Consider the following 17,777-nt stretch of genomic DNA (forward strand, 5'->3'; position numbering starts at 1 on the left):
GAAATTGTCCCGTAATCGTTTTGAAGCCGTTCACACGATGCAAGGCGACAGATCGATGGCCAGAAAAGCCCCTACTTCCTCCACCGCCAAACCGAAAGCTGCAGCTCCACGCCGCGCTTCCGCCAAGGCTGCTTCCCCCAAGACAACCGCCGCAGCTGGCAAGCCACCAGCACCGAAGCCCGAGGCCGTTGCCCGCGTTTTCGAGATGATCCAGGAACATGCGGCTGAGTTCGTCGATCTGCGTTTCACCGATCCCAAGGGCAAGTGGCACCACACGACCCAGACGGTCTCCACCATTGAAGACGACACGTTCGTTGAAGGCTTCATGTTCGATGGCTCGTCCATCCAGGGCTGGAAAGCGATCAACGAGTCCGACATGGTTCTGCTGCCAGATCCAGAAACGGCCGTCATGGACCCGTTCTCCGCAAAGCCGCAGTTGATCCTGTTCTGTGACATTATTGATCCCAAGACAGGCAACTTCTACAATCGTGATCCCCGCTCCACGGCCAAGCTTGCAGAAGCCTATCTGAAGGAAGCCGGCTTCGGCGATACCGCTTTCTTCGGCCCGGAAGCTGAGTTCTTCATCTTCGACAACGTCCAGTTCGGCACTGGTCCGAACTTCGGCACGTACCAGCTCGACAGCATCGAAGGCCCAGGCGCCTCTCTGAAGGCCTACCCGGAAGGCAACATGGGCCATCGCCCTGTCGTCAAGGGTGGTTACTTCCCGGTCCCGCCAGTGGACAGCGAGCATGACCTCCGCGCCGAAATGCTCTCCACGATGGGCGAAATGGGTCTTCCGATCGAGAAGCACCATCACGAAGTTGCACAGTCCCAGCACGAACTTGGCACGAAGTTCGACACGCTCGTGAAGTCTGCTGACTTCATGCAGATCTACAAGTACTGCGTGCACAACGTCGCCCACTCCTACGGCAAAACGGCCACGTTCATGCCGAAGCCGATCTCGGGCGACAACGGTTCCGGCATGCACGTTCACCAGTCCATCTGGAAAGACGGCAAGCCAACCTTCGCTGGCGACAAGTATGCGGACCTGTCCGAAGACGCACTGTTCTACATTGGCGGCATCATCAAACACGCCAAGGCTCTGAACGCGTTCACGAACCCGTCCACCAACTCCTACAAGCGCCTGATCCCGGGCTTTGAAGCGCCCGTGCTGCTGGCTTATTCCGCTGCCAACCGTTCAGCTTCGTGTCGTATCCCGCACGCCACGAACCCGAAGGCAAAGCGCGTTGAAGTCCGCTTCCCGGACCCGATGGCGAACCCATATCTGGCGTTTGCAGCCATGCTGATGGCTGGTCTTGATGGCATCCGCAACAAGATCCACCCTGGCGACGCCATGGACAAGGATCTGTACGAACTGCCGAAGGAAGAGCTTGCTCAGATCCCGACGGTCTGCGGTTCGCTCCGTGAGGCCCTCGAAGCCCTCCAGGAAGATCACGCATTCCTTCTCGAAGGCGGCGTTTTCACCAAGGATCAGATCGAGAGCTACATCGACATCAAGTGGCCTGAAGTCTACAAGTTCGAACACACACCCCACCCGGTCGAGTTCGAGATGTACTACTCGGTCTAATCCGAGCAGACTTCTGCAAAACGGAGAAGCCCGGCCTTTGCGCCGGGCTTTTTCGTACCCGCTTTCCCTGTTACGGCACCCGTCATGATGCATCCCGCTTTCGAGGCTTTTTCAACTTCCGTCCTGCCCATTCTGGATATTGCCGGAACGGCCGTCTTTGCCGTTTCAGGAGCCCTCGCCGCTGCACGGGAACGCCTGACAATCCTGACTTTCATGTTCTTCGCCGCCATTACAGGTGTCGGCGGTGGAACCGTGCGCGATCTGTTGATCGGTGCCCCTGTCTCTTGGATGCACAACTCCACTGGCATCACTGTCTGCATGGTCTGCGCCCTGCTCGTCTGGTTCACGCCAGGTCGCCTCTGGTCCGAGCGCGCCGTAGACTGGTTCGACGGAATGGGGATTGCAGCTTATGGCGTGTATGGCGCAGCCAAAGCCATTGCTTATGGCATCCCACCTGTTCCAGCCGCTCTGATGGGAATTGTCAGTGCATGCATGGGGGGCATTTTTCGCGATGTCCTGGCTGGCGTCCCATCCATCATCATTCGTCCAGAGCTGTATGTTACTGCTGTTGCCCTCTCATCGTGCAGCTATGTGCTCCTGACAAAAGCAGGGTGTGACACCACACTGGCAGCTGCCATCGCCATTTTCGCAGGGTTTGCCCTTCGCGCACTTGCTCTTCTCAAGGGACTGTCGCTGCCGCATTATCGAAAATAGCCCTCCTCACGGAAAAGAACGTCCGCTCATGCGCATCGCCCCCGTCCTGAAGGGACTTCTAGCAGCTCTCCCTCTGCTTCTTTGTGCTTCTATAGCGCAGGCCTCAGACTTTGATATCGTCGTACTGGGAGCCGCCGGAGGCTTGGATGACGGAACGTTAAGCGCCTACTTAATCCGGCCTGAAGGTTCTGACAAAGGCGTTCTCTGCGATGCGGGAACAGTTCTGCATGGCCTGAAAGACGCCGTAAAAGCAGGTGCATTCAAAACCCTCTCCCTCAAATCCGCAGCAATGACTCCGGAAGGGGAAATCCTTCACACGACTATTGCTGCCTATCTGATCAGCCATGCTCACCTGGATCATACTGCCGGTCTGGTCGCCATCTCCCCGGATGACACACCCAAACCGATCATGGCTCTTGCGTCCGTCAACGCCATTCTCGCCGAACATATCTTCAACTGGCAGATTTGGCCCAACATGGGCGACCAAGGCGTCAAACCCTGGCTCGGCATATACCGCTATGACGATCTAACACCCGAGAAGCCAACACCTATTAGCGGAACATCTTTGCAGGTTCAGGCCTATCCATTGAACCATGGCGGTGTGGAATCAACAGCATTCCTGCTAACAAGCGGCCCAGATGCCCTGCTCTATCTCGGAGATACCGGGCCAGACGCCCCCCAGCACTCAGATCACCTGCATCGTCTCTGGCAGGCTATCGCGCCCCTTGTGCGTCAGAAACATCTCCATGCCATCATGATAGAGTGCTCTTATGACAACTCCATTTCCGATAGCCACCTGTACGGGCATCTGACGCCGCACTGGGTAGAGGCAGAACTGGAAGACCTTCAGCAGATCGCAGGCGTTTCGCTCAAAAATCTGCCCGTCGTAATCACGCACGTCAAACCGACACTCAGACGCCAGCAAGATCCCGTTCTGCGCATTCATGAAGAACTGGAAACGGGCAATACAACAGGCGTCCACTTCATTATGGCAGCCCAGAGCCTGCACCTCAGGCTCTGACCGCCAAAGGCAATCTCTCAGTCAGCCAACGACGTCAAAGCCAACGTCTTCCACTGTCTCTTTCAACGCCGCCGTAGAAACCTTGGCATCATCATACTGAATGACAGCCTGTGCTGGCTCCAGGGTCACATCCGCAGCAGAAACGCCAGGAACAGCTTCAAGGGCTTTCTGGAGCTTGCCTGAACACCCTGTGCAGGACATGCCTTCGACCTGAAATGTTACGGTTGCTGTCATGGGTGTCTCTCCTTCGTGCATGGTTTGCCGCCCTAACAGCGACACATCAGAAGAGACATATTCCCACTGGAATTGAAACAGCTTTCAGATCGCGGCACTGATTTCATCAAGCGGCGTCACCTTCATCAACTGCACAGAAGCATCCAGACGATCCAGCAACGCGGCAAGAGACCTAAAATGTGGCGTCTCCAGATGCTGCTCGAAAGCCTCAGTCGAAGCCCAGCGCTCCTCGGCCGTGAAGCGTCCTGCATGGTCCTGATCGCGGCTGATTACGTACCGCTGGCAGCCTTCTTCCGCACGTGATGCAACAATGCAGCGTACCAGTTCCAGCTCCAGTTCTCGTGCCTGGTCAGACGATACAGTTAGAATGGCGACAACACAGGCAGCATGACTCACGATGTTTTCCTCACAACAAGAGATACAGGATCTGGTTCCCATCGGTAAACTGATGGCCCTCGCCCCTGTGCGCTGCCATTTCTACAAGATACGTTTTCTGAAATCTCCCCCATGTTTCACATGAAACATCTTCCTGAAATTTCCGGAGGCACCTATTCATGAGCCTTAAAAGCGTTAGGACTGATCTCGCCCAGCGCGCGCCTGATCTCTCCATCATCGTGACGGAGCGTTCCACGGCTACCGTTGAAGAGGCTGCTGCCACACACAATGTCGAGCCCGATCAGATTGCCAAAACACTCGGTGTGAAGGTCGGGTCAGGGCCACAGGCTAAAATTATCCTGATCGTTATGGCAGGAACCAAACGCCTGGATAATCGTCTGACAAAAGACGCTCTGGGAGGGCGTCCCCGCTTCCTTAACGGAGACGAGGTACTGGCACTTACAAGCCACCCGCCCGGCGGCGTTTGCCCCTTTGGACTATCAGAGCCACTTCCCGTTTATTGCGATGAGTCTCTTCGCGCATTTAACATCGTGATTCCTGCAGCAGGTGCCACCAATGCCTCCGTCATGCTCACCCCGGCGCGTCTGGCAGAACTGACGTCTGCACAGTGGGTCACTGTCACATCCTGATGGACAATAAAAAAAGGCGCCCCTTTTGAGGGCGCCCTTTTCTACTCACAAAACAGATTAATATTACGCGTCTGCGTAAGTCGAAATATCCGGGCAGGAACACACCAGATTCCGGTCGCCCCACGCGTTATCCAGCCGTCCGACAGGCGACCAGTACTTGGACGTGTTAACTCCACCCGGGAAGCAGCCCTTCTCCCGCGCATAGGGGCGACCCCACTCACCGGCCAAGTCAGCCGTCGTATGAGGCGCAAACCGTAGCGGACTATCCTCTACGGCAACTGCCCCTGCTTCCACATCTGCAATTTCTGCCCGAATGGCAATCATCGCATCGCAGAACCGATCCAGCTCGACCTTCCCCTCAGATTCTGTCGGCTCGATCATGAATGTCCCCGCCACCGGGAAACTGACCGTCGGGGCATGGAACCCATGGTCAATCAGACGCTTGGCAATGTCGTCCACCGTCACACCAACTGCATCCTTGATTGGCCGCAGATCAACAATGCACTCATGCGCCGTAAAGCCATTGCTACCCCGATATAGCACCGGGTAATGTGCTTCCAAACGCGTCGCGATGTAGTTCGCATTCAGAATGGCCACTTCCGTTGCACGGCGTAGCCCCTCATCGCCCATCATCATGATGTACGCCGCAGAGATTGGCAGAATGGACGCTGACCCATACGGCGCAGCAGAAACGGCAATCCCGTTCTGGCCCGGCAGATACGGCGCCAGATGGCTGCCCACACCAATCGGCCCCATGCCCGGTCCACCACCGCCATGCGGAATGCAGAACGTCTTGTGCAGATTGAAATGCGAAACATCAGCCCCGTACAGACCCGGCCGCGCCAGACCGACCTGCGCATTCAGGTTCGCACCATCCAGATAAACCTGCCCACCAGCCGCATGAACAAGATCACAGATCTCGACAATCCGTTCCTCAAACACACCATGCGTGGACGGATAGGTAATCATGATGGCCGCCACACGTCCGTCATGCTGCGCGATCTTTGCCTTCAGATCCTCAACATCAACGTTGCCATTGCTGTCACAGGCCACAACAACAACACGCATTCCCACCATGTGGGCAGACGCCGGGTTTGTCCCATGGGCAGACGCCGGAATCAGGCACACATCCCGATCCATATCCCCACGCGCCTGATGATACCCACGGATCGCCAGAAGGCCCGCAAACTCACCCTGCGCACCAGAATTCGGCTGAAGCGACACAGCATCGTAGCCAGAAATCGCGCACAGCGTCCGTTCCAGATACGCAAACAGTTCCGCATACCCAGTCTGCTGATCCTTCGGCGCAAACGGATGAATCCGCCCGAATTCAGGCCAGGTGATGGGAATCATTTCTGCGGTTGCATTAAGCTTCATTGTGCAGGAGCCCAGCGGAATCATCGTCCGATCCAGCGCCAGATCCTTGTCAGACAGAGACCGCATATACCGCAGCAGATCCGTCTCCGAACGATGAACCTGAAACACCGGATGCGTCAGCAAAGCCGCCTGACGGGACAGCGCCTGCGGTAGAGCGTCTTCAACAGAAAGCTCCCGCTCCAGAACCGCAACGCGCGCCTCATCCGCCCCAAAACACTGCCACAGCGCCCGGATGGTCTCAGGCGTCGTCGTCTCATCACAGGACAGACCAATCCGTCCTTCGCCCGCATCACGCAGATTGATCCCGGCATCCAGAGCCTTGGCAAGAATGCCCTGCGCATCGGAACCAGCATGAACTGTCAGCGTGTCGAAGAACGTTTCCGTCTCAACCGTCACGCCAAGAGCCTTCAGACCCGCAGCCAGAATAGTCGCCAGACGATGCGTACGACCCGCAATCTCCTTCAGCCCTTCCGGCCCATGATACACAGCATACATGGACGCAATAACGGCCAACAGAACCTGCGCCGTGCAGATGTTGGACGTCGCCTTCTCCCGGCGGATATGCTGCTCACGGGTCTGCAACGCCAGTCGGTAAGCGGGGCGCCCGGCGCTATCACGTGAAACACCGACCAGACGCCCCGGCATGTGCCGCTTGTAAGCATCCTTCGTCGCCATGAACCCGGCGTGCGGGCCACCACCGCCCATCGGCACGCCATAACGCTGCATGGACCCGATGGCGATGTCCGCGCCCAGAGCCCCCGGGCTTTCCAGCATCACAAGAGCCAGCGGATCACAGGTCACGGCAACAATACCGCCCTGAGCATGAACCGCCTCAATCACCCTACGCGGATCACGCACCGCTCCGGACGATCCCGGATAGGACAACAGCGCACCAAACACGGACGCCGCATCCAGATCCGTCGCAGGATCACCCACCACGATGTCCCAGCCCAGCGGCTCGGCCCGCGTCTTCAAAACAGCCAGCGTCTGCGGGTGCGTGTCGGCATCTACGAAGAAGCAGTCGGACTTGGACTTGCAGACACGCTTGGCGAGCGCCATCGCCTCCGCACAGGCCGTGCCCTCATCCAGCAGAGACGCATTGGCAATATCGAGCCCCGTCAGGTCCGCCACAAGCGTCTGGAAGTTCAGCAGCGCCTCAAGGCGTCCTTGGCTGATTTCCGGCTGATACGGCGTGTAGGCCGTGTACCAGGCCGGATTTTCCAGAATATTGCGCTGAATGACCGGCGGAAGAACCGTGTCGTAATATCCCTGCCCGATCATGGACGTCAGAACACGGTTCCGGGACGCAATCTCCCGCAGACGCGCCAGAGCCTGCTGCTCCGTCAGCGCCGCGCCAATCCCGTGATCGCCACGATCAAGAATGGCTTTCGGAACCGTCCGGTCAATCAGATCTTCAAGGCTGGACGCCCCGATCGTCTGCAACATCTCCGCAATTTCAGAGGAGCGTGGGCCAATATGGCGGGAGCTGAAGTCTTCGGTCTGTTCAGGCCACAGGATCGTCACGGTATCGTTCTCTGGAAGTCTTGATGGGCAGGGAAAGAAAAATGGGCCCGGCAAAAGCCAGACCCATCACAGAACGTCAGAGGCTCTTGTACTGCTCTGCCGTCAGAAGAGACGTCACGTCATCCGGGTTGGAAACCTTCATCTTGAAGATCCAGCCCTCACCTTCCGGGTCATTACCAACCAGCGTCGGCTCGTCGGACAGCTTCGTATTGAAGCCCGACAGCACACCGGCAACCGGAGCATAGATGTCAGACGCCGCCTTGACGGATTCCACAACCGCAGCAGCATCGCCAGCCGCCACATCCGTGCCCTCGTCCTTGGCTTCCACGAACACCAGTTCGCCCAGCTCTTCAGAAGCATGAGCCGTAATGCCCACAGTTGCTTCTTCCCCGTCCAGACGGATCCATTCATGCGATTTGGTATAATAAGTCGTCATCGCTGCTTTTCCTTGGCTTAACGCTTGAAACCGGGCGCCACGAACGGCATCGCCCGAACATGAACCGGAACGAATTTCCCACGCAGTTCGGCAAACAGCGCCGTGTCATTCCCCGCGTAGTCTGTTGCGACATATCCCATCGCCACCGGCGCCTGAACCGTCGGGCCAAACGCCCCTGACGTCACCAGACCGATCTCTTTCTGGCCTTCCGCATCCGCAAAAAGCTTCGCACCCGCACGAACAGGCGCACGCCCCTCCGCCATCAGGCCGACACGCTTGCGGCTGACACCTTCACGAGCCTGACGCAGAACGATTTCAGCGCCCGGATAGCCCCCTTCACGAGAGCCCCCTTCGCGCCGGGCTTTCTGAATAGCCCAGGCCAGAGACGCTTCAATCGGCGTGGTCGTCGTATCGATATCATTGCCATACAGGCAAAGCCCCGCTTCCAGACGAAGCGAATCCCGGGCTCCAAGCCCAATGGGAAGAACCTGTGGCTGAGCCAGCAACGCCCGTGCAACAGTCTCCGCATCAGCGGCTACACACCCAATCTCGTACCCGTCTTCACCCGTGTAACCCGAACGCGACAGCGTAACCGTAACACCAGCAAGCTCCGTCTCGATCACATCCATAAAACGCATATCGACCGCTGCCGGACAAAGAGGTGCGATAGCCTCCTGAGCCTGCGGCCCCTGCAACGCCATCAGCGCGCGATCAAACTGCCGCGTCACAACACAACGGTCAGAAAGAGCCGCTTCAATCAGCGCCGCATCCTGCTCCTTGCAAGACGCATTCACCACAACGAACAGATCATCGCCCATATTGGCGACCATCAGATCATCAAGAATGCCTGCGGTATCATTGGTCAGAAATCCGTAGCGCTGCCGCCCCTTCGCAAGCCCCGCATAATCGGCCGGGATCAGGCTTTCGAGCGCCAGAGCGGCATCACGCACATCGCCACTGCGGGCAGAAATCCGGATCTGTCCCATATGGGAGACGTCAAAAAGCCCAGCCTGGCTACGCGTGTGCAAATGCTCGGCCATCAGCCCTGCGGGATACTGAAGCGGCATCTCATAACCCGCAAACGGCACCATTTTGGCGCCAAGTTCCAGATTGAGAGCATGAAGAGGGGTACGCTGGAGGGAGTCGGTCATGGGGTAGGTCCGGCCCGGTCAGAACGTGAAGGTGCAGACGCACCCGGAATCTTCCGGAAAACGCCGCCCCTTCTGTCCTTTTGCCTGAGATCGCTATCCCGTCGGCGGGTACGTCAGGCGTACCTCTCTCCAGAATTTACCGACCAACTCGGTCCTTTGGCCTGAGAGTTTCCGGGGCGGTTGCTCCTTCGGCGCCAGCCCTGAAGGCCAGTCTCTCCCGTATTGGTCGGACTCGATCCTGCCAGTTTCCTGATCTCTTCGCAATCGTTACGGTTAGTTCTGCGTTACGATTGCCGCATACCTTTGTAACCAGAACGGGAGAACTTTCATGGCTGGCGAACTGACTGTCATTGCAGAATTGTCCATTCCCCCAGAAAATCGGGAAAAATTCCTTAAAATGTGTGCTTATGACAGCAAGCATTCCAACGCGGACGAGCCCGACTGCCATAGCTTTGACGTGATGACATCCAATGAAGATCCGAATCTCATTGTGCTTGTCGAAACCTATCGCGATCAGGCCGCCTTTGATGTGCACCTCAAAACGCCGCACTTCCAGAAATTCGCAGAGGCTGTAAAAACCCTTGGTGCCAAGGAAAACAACGTCCGCTTCTTTACAAGGACGGCACCCTGATATGCGCTTCTCGCTCAAAAACAGCGTCTGTGGCGCCACTCTTCTCCTATTGGCTGCATGCAGCGCGGAGCAACCGCAGAAGCCGCATCTCATAGGTCTGGCAAACCCGGCCAGCGTCTCCTGCACACAGCAGGGAGGAACTCTGGAAATTGTTAGTCAACCGGCTGGACAGGTTGGTATGTGCCACCTCCCCTCCGGCCAGACCTGTGAAGAATGGAGCCTGTACCGCGACCATCAGTGCAAATCGTTGCCACCCACCTCCAAACCGTAAGTGCTTCCTCTCGTTTTCCTGATTTCCAAAGAGATCAGGAAAACCGCTTTACGATGTGAGCAGTCTTCTTAAAATAAATACATAACATGTTATGTATGTTATCCACACTATCCACCTGAAGGCAGTTCCCCATGCAGAATCAGGCCCCTTGCCTCTCCATAGGCTCATTAACAAGTAAGACCGGGCGCCTTTTCACGCGCTTGATGGAACAGAAACTGAAACCCGCCGGAATGCGCGCAGGACAGATTCCGGTTTTCCTTGCCCTCGGAAAAGGCGAAGTCCGCACTCAAAAGGTGCTTGCTGAACTCGCAGGGATTGAGCAACCAGGCATGGCAACACTGCTGGCCCGCATGGAGCGGGACGGCCTGATCGAACGCGAACCCGACCCGGACGACAAACGCGTCAGTCAGATCCGACTTTCGCCAGTTGGCCTCACTAAAAGCCAGCAGGTTATTCCAATTATGGAAGGGGCCAGCGAGGAAGCCTTCAAAGGCTTCACTCCACTGGAAAGAGACATTCTCATTACGCTTCTAGAACGTATGAGCAGCAGCCTCGAAAGCTGTCTTTAAAATCCTTCACTCCTAAAAGAGCGAAGGATCAGGCCTTACTTCTCCGTCTTAGGAAGATGCTCGGCAATATACGGCGGCAGATTGAAAGAGCCGACGTGAATTTCAGGCGTCCAATAGCGTGTCGTGCCAAGGATCTTGGCAGCGTCTGCACGTCCGCGAATCTGCTCCAGCGTCTGCGTGTTCGGAGCCTGGCCTTTGGAAGCCATACCCAGCGTCATGAAACCGCCGACATAAGTCGGGACAGCGGCAACATAAGCTGAAACATGCGGGAAGAATTTCGCACGACGCAGGCTCGTCTCATACAGTTCATCAGACTGCATGAATGGAACACCGCACTGATTCACGATCAGACCTTCATCCGACAGGATACGTGCGCAGTTGCTGTAAAATTCGTCCGTAAACAGAACTTCACCAACGCCGATCGGGTCCGTGCTGTCCACGATGATGACGTCAAAAGAACCGTCAGCAGCCTTGGCAACATAGTCGATACCATCACCGACAATCACTTCAGCGCGCGGGTCATTCCAGGCATCGCCCGCAATGTTCGGCAGATGCTGCTTGGAGAGTTCAATTACCGCACCATCGATTTCCACCATGACGGCTTTTTCGACGGTCTTGTGCTCAAGAACGCGACGCAGAACGCCACCGTCACCCGCACCAATGATCAGAACGCGCTTCGCACACGGATGCGCCAGCATCGGAACATGCGTCAGCATTTCCTGATAAACGAACTCATCGCGTTCCGTGATCTGAATGACGCCATCCAGAACCAGCACACGGCCATGGCTGGAGCTTTCAAAGACAACAATGTCCTGGAAATCAGATTTTACGCGCGCGAGCTCACGCGTTACGAGAAAACGCTGTCCCCAGTCCGGGTACAGGGTCTCGTTGATCCATGTTTCAGCCATGGTCATCGGTTCCTTGTCGGGATTTAATAGCAGAGTAAAGACCAGCCGGTTCGGCTGGCCCCTATCCGAGAATCAGGCCGCGCTAGCGTTCCTGTCCTGCACGCGTCCACGGCGTAAGGCATCAACTTCGATGCGGCCAGCCTGGAACAAGCGCTGCATGACCGGAATCGAAAGATTCGGATCACAGGCGCCGCACATGAACACATCTACCGCAGCGTAATTACGCTCTGGCCATGTGTGGATCGAGATGTGACTTTCTGCCAGCACCAGAACACCAGACACACCACCATTCGGCGTGAAGTGGTGGAAATGGCTGTGCAGAATCGTTGCACCGGCTGCAATAGCACCCTCGCGCAGCGTCTCATCAATCCGTGCTGGATCATCTAGATTCCGGGCATCCCAGAAATCGATCAGCAAATGATTACCGGCATAGCGTTCGCCATCCCGTTCAATAAAATAGTCTTTGCGCTCCTCTTCAACAGAGTGAGCAGCGCTGTTCTGGATATCTCTCGGGAGTTCCGATACCATCCCCAGTTGAGCAAGTGCGTTCATCACGTACCCCCAAACCAGTAGACAGCCTGTTGGGCGAAATCGCCCCCTTGGGCCAAGAAGCGCGGTAGTTAGAGCCCCCTTCCTGCGGATGCAAGGGTTTTCTGGCCTGATTCGCTAATATGTCACATTCCCTGAAGAAGCCGGGCCGACATTACAGATCATCCCACTGCCGTTAGACGCTCCCAATAAGAACAACCGTTTGGGAATTCAGAGTAAAACACCCTCTAAAAACTCAAAAAACCGGCAATTTTTTGGGATCACCCTTCACTTCAGGGTCTTTCTGACTCAGCAACCGATACACTCCGTCATAACCAACGATTCGTCCTATGCGTCATCTGCGGCGTAGATAGGCAGGCTCCTGCACAGCGCATAAAAAAACACGCACTCCAAGGCTGAAATATCTCAGCCTCGCAATGCGTGCTCTTCATACCCCCTAGCCTATAGCGACTAAGGGGCCCTAATCCGTAAAGATCAGTTCTTGGCCTTGTCGACCAGCTTGCCCTTGGCAATCCACGGCATCATCGCACGCAGCTTCTCACCGGTCTTCTCGATCTGATGAGCGTCATTGCGAGCGCGGATAGCCTTGAAGCCAACGCCACCAGACTGGTTCTCAAGGATGAAGTTACGAACGAACGTCCCATCCTGAATGTCCGTCAGAACGCGCTTCATCTCAGCCTTCGTTTCCGGCGTAATGATGCGCGGACCCGTCACGTACTCACCATACTCCGCAGTGTTGGAGATGGAGTAGTTCATGTTGGAAATGCCGCCTTCGTAGATCAGATCCACGATCAGCTTCATTTCATGCAGGCACTCGAAGTAAGCCATTTCCGGGGCATAGCCACCTTCAACCAGCGTCTCGAAGCCAGCGCGGATCAGGTCAACGACACCGCCACACAGAACAGCCTGCTCACCGAACAGATCGGTTTCGACTTCTTCCTTGAAGCTCGTCTCGATGATGCCTGCACGGCCGCCGCCATTTGCGGAAGCGTAGGACAGAGCGATGTCCAGAGCCTTGCCAGAAGCATTCTGAGCCACAGCAACGAGGGACGGCACGCCACCGCCACGCTGGTATTCGGAACGCACCGTGTGGCCCGGGCCCTTCGGCGCAATCAGGAACACGTCCAGATCCGGACGGGCTTCAATGATGCGGAAGTGGATGGACAGACCGTGTGCGAATGCAAGAGCTGCACCCTGCTTCAGGTTCTTCTCAAGGCTGTCCTTGTACAGGGCGCCCTGGCCTTCATCCGGCGTCAGAACCATGACCACGTCGGCCCAGGCAGCAGCCTCGTCCGGGGACATGACCTTGAAGCCAGCCTCTTCTGCCTTCTTGACGGCAGAGGACGTCGGACGCAGACCAATGACGATGTCGGTCAGGCCGCTGTCACGCAGGTTGTTGGCATGAGCGTGACCCTGGCTGCCGTAGCCAATGATCGCGACTTTCTTGCTCTTGATCAGATTCAGATCGGCATCGCGATCGTAATACACCCGCATCAGACATGTTCCTCGTTAACGTGAAAGACAGAGGGGCCACGACCAATGGCCGCAATCCCCGTGCGCGAAACCTCAGCCAGGCCAAGGGGGCGCATCAACTCGATAAAAGCGTCGATCTTGGAGGGAGACCCCGTCAGTTCGAACACAAAACTGGTGGCCGTCGTATCAACCGGGCGGGCTCGGAAGGAATCTGCAATCCGCAAACCTTCCGTGCGGTTCTCGCCACGGGAAACGACTTTTACCAAAGCAAGCTCACGGCCCACATACGGGCCTTCTTCCGTCAGATCACAAACCGCATGAACCGGAATCAAACGCTTCAGCTGCGCCTTGATCTGCTCAATAACCTGCGGCGTCCCCGACGTCAGAACCGTAATGCGTGACAGACTGCGCTCGGCATCCACCAGCGCCACAGTCAGGCTCTCAATGTTGTAGCCCCGGCCTGAAAACAGACCCACCACGCGGGCCAATGCGCCACTCTCGTCTTCAATAAGAACCGAGATGACCGAATGTTGGATTGTCTCCGTCATCAGACCAGCATCATCCCTTCTTCGGTCAGACCTGCGGCTGCGGAATCCTGATCCGGGCCAAGCAGCATCTGGTTGTGAGCCGCACCCGATGGAATCATCGGATAGCAGTTTTCATTTTCCGCCACGCAGATATCCGCGATGACAGGGCCGTCATGCTCCAGCATCCGGCGGATGACATCGTCCAGCTCACCCACGCAGGTCGCACGCATCCCGGTTGCCTGGAACGCTTCCGCCAACTTTACGAAGTCTGGCAGCGCCTCGCTGTAAGACTGGGAGTAGCGTGACCCATGCAGCAGCTCCTGCCACTGACGCACCATGCCCATATACTGGTTGTTCAGGATGAAGATCTTCACCGGCAGACGATATTGCGCGATCGTCCCCAGTTCCTGAATGTTCATCAGGGTCGAGGCTTCACCCGCAATATCAATCACCAGAGCATCCGGATGCGCAACCTGCGCGCCCACAGCGGCTGGCAAACCATAACCCATCGTACCCAGACCACCAGACGTCAGCCAGCGGTTCGGCTTGGCGAACTGGAAGTGCTGCGCCGCCCACATCTGATGCTGGCCGACCTCGGTGGACACAAACGTGTCACGCCCCGTTTCCATCGCCATTTCGTACAGGCGACGAACGGCATGCTGCGGACGGATCACCGCAGACGGCGTCATGTCCTGCGTGAAGCCGAAGCCATCCACGCTGCGCCAGGACGCAATCTGGTTCCACCATGTGCTCAGGTCAGGTGCCGACGTATCGTCCCATGCGTCCAGCAGCGCCTGAAGCGTATCGCGAACATCACCTTCCAGACGCACATCCACACGGATGATCTTGTTGATCTGGCTCGGATCAATATCCGCATGAACTTTGAACGAATTCGGCGAAAACGCGTCCACACGGCCCGTCACGCGATCATCAAAACGCGCACCCAGAGCGATCAGCAGATCACAGCCATGCGTGGCCATGTTCGCCTCAACAGACCCGTGCATGCCGAGCATACCAAGGAACTGCGGATCAGGAGACGGAAACGCCCCCAGCCCCATCAGCGTAGACGTGACCGGGAAACCCGTCTTGCGCGCCAGACGACGCAGAAGCTCAGACGCTTCCGGACCGGAATTGATGATACCACCGCCCGTATAGAACAGCGGACGCTTGGCCGTCTTCATGGCCTCGACCGTGCGGGCAATTGCTTCGGCATCCGGGCCACCCTGACGGCGGAACCGCTTCAGCCGCGACAGCGCTGGCTCCGTCAGCGGAGCCTGACCCACCGTGATGTCCTTGGGCAGATCAACCAGCACAGGCCCCGGACGACCGGAACGCGCCACTTCGAAAGCTTCACGCACCGTCTGGGCCAGAGCGCCCGGCGTCCGCACCAGATAGTTGTGCTTTGTAGCCGGACGGGTAATGCCCGTCGTGTCCGCTTCCTGGAACGCATCATTGCCGATCAGCTTCGTCGGCACCTGACCGGTCAGGCAGACCAGCGGGATCGAATCCATCAACGCATCGACAAGGCCGGTCACGGCATTGGTCGCACCCGGACCGGACGTCACCAGAACAACGCCAACCTTGCCGGTCGAACGCGCATAAGCCTCAGCTGCATGAACAGCAGCCTGCTCATGACGGACAAGAATATGGCGGATACGGTCCTGCTTGAAGAGCGCATCGTAGATTGGAAGGACAGCGCCCCCCGGATAGCCAAAGACTACCTCTACGCCCTGTTCATCGAGAACGCGCAGAAGCACCTCCGCGCCATTCAGCGCCTCGTTGCCTGTTGTTGCGTCTCTTTCAGCAGAAGCCGTCACCGTATCCTCCTAAGGGGTATGAGGCGCGGGATTTAGGACAGTTCTGTAGGATTCGTCAACTCGCTCAGATATAAAATTCTCAATTTTTTCGTGTTCTGTTTTCGATTCTTGCGCAAATGGGGTGTATCTACGAAACGAAACCATCGAATTGCCATCTGATCCCAAGGCATGATGCCGAAACCACGTCGCCTGTCGGCGCGTATATCGGCCTGTCGCCAGAACAGCAGCCTGTCGCGCAGCCTCGATCGTCACCTCACCCTGCAACACCGCAGCAAGCTCAGGAACCCCATGCGCGCGCATGGCTGGCAATACAGAATCCAGACCCCGTGCAACAAGTTGACGCACTTCATCCAGCGCCCCAGCCTCCAACATCTGGCTAAAGCGGGCATCAAGAGACGCCCGCAATTCCTCCCGAGGTGGATCAAGAAGAACGGAAACAAATCGGCAGGGAGCCGCTGGCAGACCGGGTTGAGCCCGCCACCAGACAAGACCATGCCCCGTCCCACGCCAGACTTCCCATGCTCTGGAAATACGCTGCGTATCATTCGGGCGCAGCGTGGAGGCAGTTTCCGGGTCTACCTCCAACAGCTTCTCATGCAGAGCTGCCGGGCCAATGTCCTGCGCCAGCGTTCGGGCTTCCTGTCGCGCGCTATCCCCCGGGTCAGGCACTTCCACCAGACCATCTGTAAGAGCGCGGAGATACATGCCCGTACCACCGCACAGAATTGGCAGACGCCCAGCCCTCCAGGCCGCGTCCATTTCGGTCAGAGCCTGCTCGCGCCACCAGGCCACACTTCCCGGCGTCGCTGCATCCAGAACACCATACAGCCGGTGCGGAACAACCGCCTCATCCGAGGCATCGGGGCGCGCTGTGAGAATATGAAGATCGCGGTAAACCTGCATGGAATCAGCATTGATCACTGTTCCATTGAAGGTCCGCGCAAGATCAAGAGCCAGAGCAGACTTGCCGGAGCACGTCGGGCCAGCCACAATGATTGCTATCTTTGGGGCGTTCATTCCCCTGTTCCTGCCACACGCGCTGGATCGTTACGAGAGCTTATGTCCCTTCCTTCCGTTCTGACACTCATTGCCGACCGCAAGGCTGGCCCCCTCAAACCAGAAGCCATCGACGTCGCCCGCTCTCTGGTGAAAGGCAAAGCCCCTATCGTTCTGTCTGAAGGGGAAGCCGTCGATATTCCATGCCCTACACCGGGGCCCGGCGCCGCAAGCGCAGCAACAATCCGCGCAACGCTGGCCCCGTATCAGGTCGACACACTGCTGCTAAAAACCCGCGGTCGTCGCAAAGCTGTTCTCGTCGCTGACATGGACAGCACTATCGTGACGGGAGAAACGCTGGATGAAATGGCGGCAGCTCTTGGTGTAGGCGAGCAGGTTGCAGCCATCACCCGAGCCTCCATGAATGGAGAGATCGACTTCGAAACGTCCATTGAACAACGCGTTGCTCTGCTCGCAGGAAAATCAGCATCTGTTCTGGAAGATGTCTGGCAGAATGTAACCCTGACGGACGGCGCGAAAGAGCTCGTGCAGACCATGCGCAAGCACAATGCTCGGACGGCTCTGGTGTCAGGTGGCTTCACATGGTTCACACAACGGGTGGCAGAGCTATGTGGCTTCGACGAAAATCACGGAAACATTCTTGAAATCGTCGATGGCAAGATGACTGGAAAGCTAGGCGGCTCGGTACTGGGGCCAGATGCAAAGCTGACTCATCTGGAAGCCCTGACAACTGAGCGGGGTGTTCAGCTTCGTGCTGCGCTCACAACTGGGGACGGTGCAAACGATATTCCAATGCTGGCCAGCGCCGGGCTGGGTCTGGCCTTCCACGCAAAACCGAACGTGAAGAAGGTGATTGGCACGCAGATCAATTTTTCAGGTCTGCGCGCGCATCTGTTCGCTCAGGGATACCGCGCCGCCGATTTCGTCACTGACTGACGAAAAGGC

The 17,777-nt window shown here is 57.1% G+C and carries 19 protein-coding genes and 1 riboswitch; of the genes, 8 read left to right on the forward strand and 11 right to left on the reverse strand.

What is annotated here, in order from left to right:
- The first annotated feature begins 205 nt into the window (after window positions 1–205).
- The 3 genes from glnA to ABDK75_RS00270 all read left to right on the forward strand — a co-directional run bounded on the left by glnA (window position 206) and on the right by ABDK75_RS00270 (window position 3,323).
- Complete coding sequence (glnA, locus tag ABDK75_RS00260; protein WP_046900948.1) at window positions 206–1,588, forward strand: type I glutamate--ammonia ligase; 1,383 nt, start codon at window positions 206–208, stop codon at window positions 1,586–1,588.
- Window positions 1,589–1,672: 84 nt separating this feature from the next.
- Window positions 1,673–2,302: a trimeric intracellular cation channel family protein gene (locus ABDK75_RS00265; protein ID WP_064275503.1), complete on the forward strand. Its 630-nt coding sequence runs from the start codon at window positions 1,673–1,675 to the stop codon at window positions 2,300–2,302.
- A gap of 28 nt (window positions 2,303–2,330) precedes the next feature.
- Entirely contained in the window at window positions 2,331–3,323 is a 993-nt protein-coding gene (locus ABDK75_RS00270) for a 3',5'-cyclic-nucleotide phosphodiesterase (RefSeq protein WP_346004653.1), read from the forward strand.
- Between the two features lie 21 nt (window positions 3,324–3,344).
- Here ABDK75_RS00270 and ABDK75_RS00275 read toward each other — a convergent pair whose 3' ends face one another.
- Together ABDK75_RS00275 and ABDK75_RS00280 are read right to left on the reverse strand one after the other, a co-directional pair.
- Entirely contained in the window at window positions 3,345–3,557 is a 213-nt protein-coding gene (locus ABDK75_RS00275; RefSeq protein WP_046900368.1) for a heavy-metal-associated domain-containing protein, read from the reverse strand.
- Between the two features lie 84 nt (window positions 3,558–3,641).
- A complete protein-coding gene (locus ABDK75_RS00280; RefSeq protein ID WP_346004654.1) occupies window positions 3,642–3,953 on the reverse strand; it encodes a putative quinol monooxygenase in 312 nt (103 codons plus the stop codon).
- Between the two features lie 158 nt (window positions 3,954–4,111).
- Here ABDK75_RS00280 and ABDK75_RS00285 point away from each other — a divergent pair, with 158 nt between their 5' ends.
- Complete coding sequence (locus tag ABDK75_RS00285; RefSeq protein WP_346004655.1) at window positions 4,112–4,582, forward strand: YbaK/EbsC family protein; 471 nt, start codon at window positions 4,112–4,114, stop codon at window positions 4,580–4,582.
- 63 nt (window positions 4,583–4,645) lie between these two features.
- On the opposite strand, the gene gcvP is transcribed toward ABDK75_RS00285, so the two are convergent.
- The 3 genes from gcvP to gcvT all read right to left on the reverse strand — a co-directional run bounded on the left by gcvP (window position 4,646) and on the right by gcvT (window position 9,070).
- Complete coding sequence (gene gcvP / locus ABDK75_RS00290; protein ID WP_346004656.1) at window positions 4,646–7,483, reverse strand: aminomethyl-transferring glycine dehydrogenase; 2,838 nt, start codon at window positions 7,481–7,483, stop codon at window positions 4,646–4,648.
- 76 nt (window positions 7,484–7,559) lie between these two features.
- Window positions 7,560–7,919, reverse strand: a complete 360-nt coding sequence (gcvH, locus tag ABDK75_RS00295; protein WP_048842819.1) for a glycine cleavage system protein GcvH — start codon at window positions 7,917–7,919, stop codon at window positions 7,560–7,562.
- A gap of 17 nt (window positions 7,920–7,936) precedes the next feature.
- A complete protein-coding gene (gene gcvT, locus ABDK75_RS00300) occupies window positions 7,937–9,070 on the reverse strand; it encodes a glycine cleavage system aminomethyltransferase GcvT (protein ID WP_346004657.1) in 1,134 nt (377 codons plus the stop codon).
- A 139-nt stretch (window positions 9,071–9,209) separates the two neighbouring features.
- A riboswitch (glycine riboswitch) is annotated at window positions 9,210–9,300 on the reverse strand.
- Between the two features lie 98 nt (window positions 9,301–9,398).
- Here gcvT and ABDK75_RS00305 point away from each other — a divergent pair.
- From ABDK75_RS00305 to ABDK75_RS00315, 3 genes are all read left to right on the forward strand, one after another.
- Complete coding sequence (locus tag ABDK75_RS00305; protein ID WP_211495723.1) at window positions 9,399–9,701, forward strand: putative quinol monooxygenase; 303 nt, start codon at window positions 9,399–9,401, stop codon at window positions 9,699–9,701.
- A gap of 1 nt (window position 9,702) precedes the next feature.
- A complete protein-coding gene (locus tag ABDK75_RS00310) occupies window positions 9,703–9,972 on the forward strand; it encodes a DUF333 domain-containing protein (protein WP_203548116.1) in 270 nt (89 codons plus the stop codon).
- A 230-nt stretch (window positions 9,973–10,202) separates the two neighbouring features.
- A complete protein-coding gene (locus tag ABDK75_RS00315) occupies window positions 10,203–10,541 on the forward strand; it encodes a MarR family winged helix-turn-helix transcriptional regulator (RefSeq protein WP_232309318.1) in 339 nt (112 codons plus the stop codon).
- Between the two features lie 35 nt (window positions 10,542–10,576).
- Here the strand turns inward: ABDK75_RS00315 and speE are convergent, their stop codons facing one another.
- The 6 genes from speE to miaA all read right to left on the reverse strand — a co-directional run bounded on the left by speE (window position 10,577) and on the right by miaA (window position 16,832).
- Window positions 10,577–11,449 carry a polyamine aminopropyltransferase gene (gene speE / locus ABDK75_RS00320; RefSeq protein WP_046900377.1) on the reverse strand — a complete coding sequence of 291 codons (873 nt, stop codon included), beginning with the start codon at window positions 11,447–11,449 and terminating at the stop codon, window positions 10,577–10,579.
- A 72-nt stretch (window positions 11,450–11,521) separates the two neighbouring features.
- Entirely contained in the window at window positions 11,522–12,001 is a 480-nt protein-coding gene (speD, locus tag ABDK75_RS00325) for an adenosylmethionine decarboxylase (RefSeq protein ID WP_346004658.1), read from the reverse strand.
- Window positions 12,002–12,472: 471 nt separating this feature from the next.
- A complete protein-coding gene (gene ilvC / locus ABDK75_RS00330) occupies window positions 12,473–13,492 on the reverse strand; it encodes a ketol-acid reductoisomerase (RefSeq protein WP_046900379.1) in 1,020 nt (339 codons plus the stop codon).
- Window positions 13,492–14,019 carry an acetolactate synthase small subunit gene (ilvN, locus tag ABDK75_RS00335; RefSeq protein ID WP_064275493.1) on the reverse strand — a complete coding sequence of 176 codons (528 nt, stop codon included), beginning with the start codon at window positions 14,017–14,019 and terminating at the stop codon, window positions 13,492–13,494. The genes ilvC and ilvN overlap by 1 nt, the downstream gene beginning before the upstream one ends.
- On the reverse strand, window positions 14,019–15,815 hold the full coding sequence (gene ilvB, locus ABDK75_RS00340; RefSeq protein WP_346004659.1) for a biosynthetic-type acetolactate synthase large subunit: 1,797 nt from the start codon (window positions 15,813–15,815) through the stop codon (window positions 14,019–14,021). Before ilvB ends, ilvN begins: the two co-directional genes overlap by 1 nt.
- A gap of 9 nt (window positions 15,816–15,824) precedes the next feature.
- Entirely contained in the window at window positions 15,825–16,832 is a 1,008-nt protein-coding gene (gene miaA / locus ABDK75_RS00345; RefSeq protein ID WP_346004660.1) for a tRNA (adenosine(37)-N6)-dimethylallyltransferase MiaA, read from the reverse strand.
- A 42-nt stretch (window positions 16,833–16,874) separates the two neighbouring features.
- On the opposite strand from miaA, the gene serB reads away from it, so the two are divergent.
- Complete coding sequence (gene serB / locus ABDK75_RS00350) at window positions 16,875–17,768, forward strand: phosphoserine phosphatase SerB (protein ID WP_346004661.1); 894 nt, start codon at window positions 16,875–16,877, stop codon at window positions 17,766–17,768.
- Window positions 17,769–17,777 lie beyond the last annotated feature (9 nt).

The organism is Gluconobacter sp. OJA (genome assembly GCF_039638325.1).
GTDB classification, from domain to species: domain Bacteria; phylum Pseudomonadota; class Alphaproteobacteria; order Acetobacterales; family Acetobacteraceae; genus Gluconobacter; species Gluconobacter cerinus.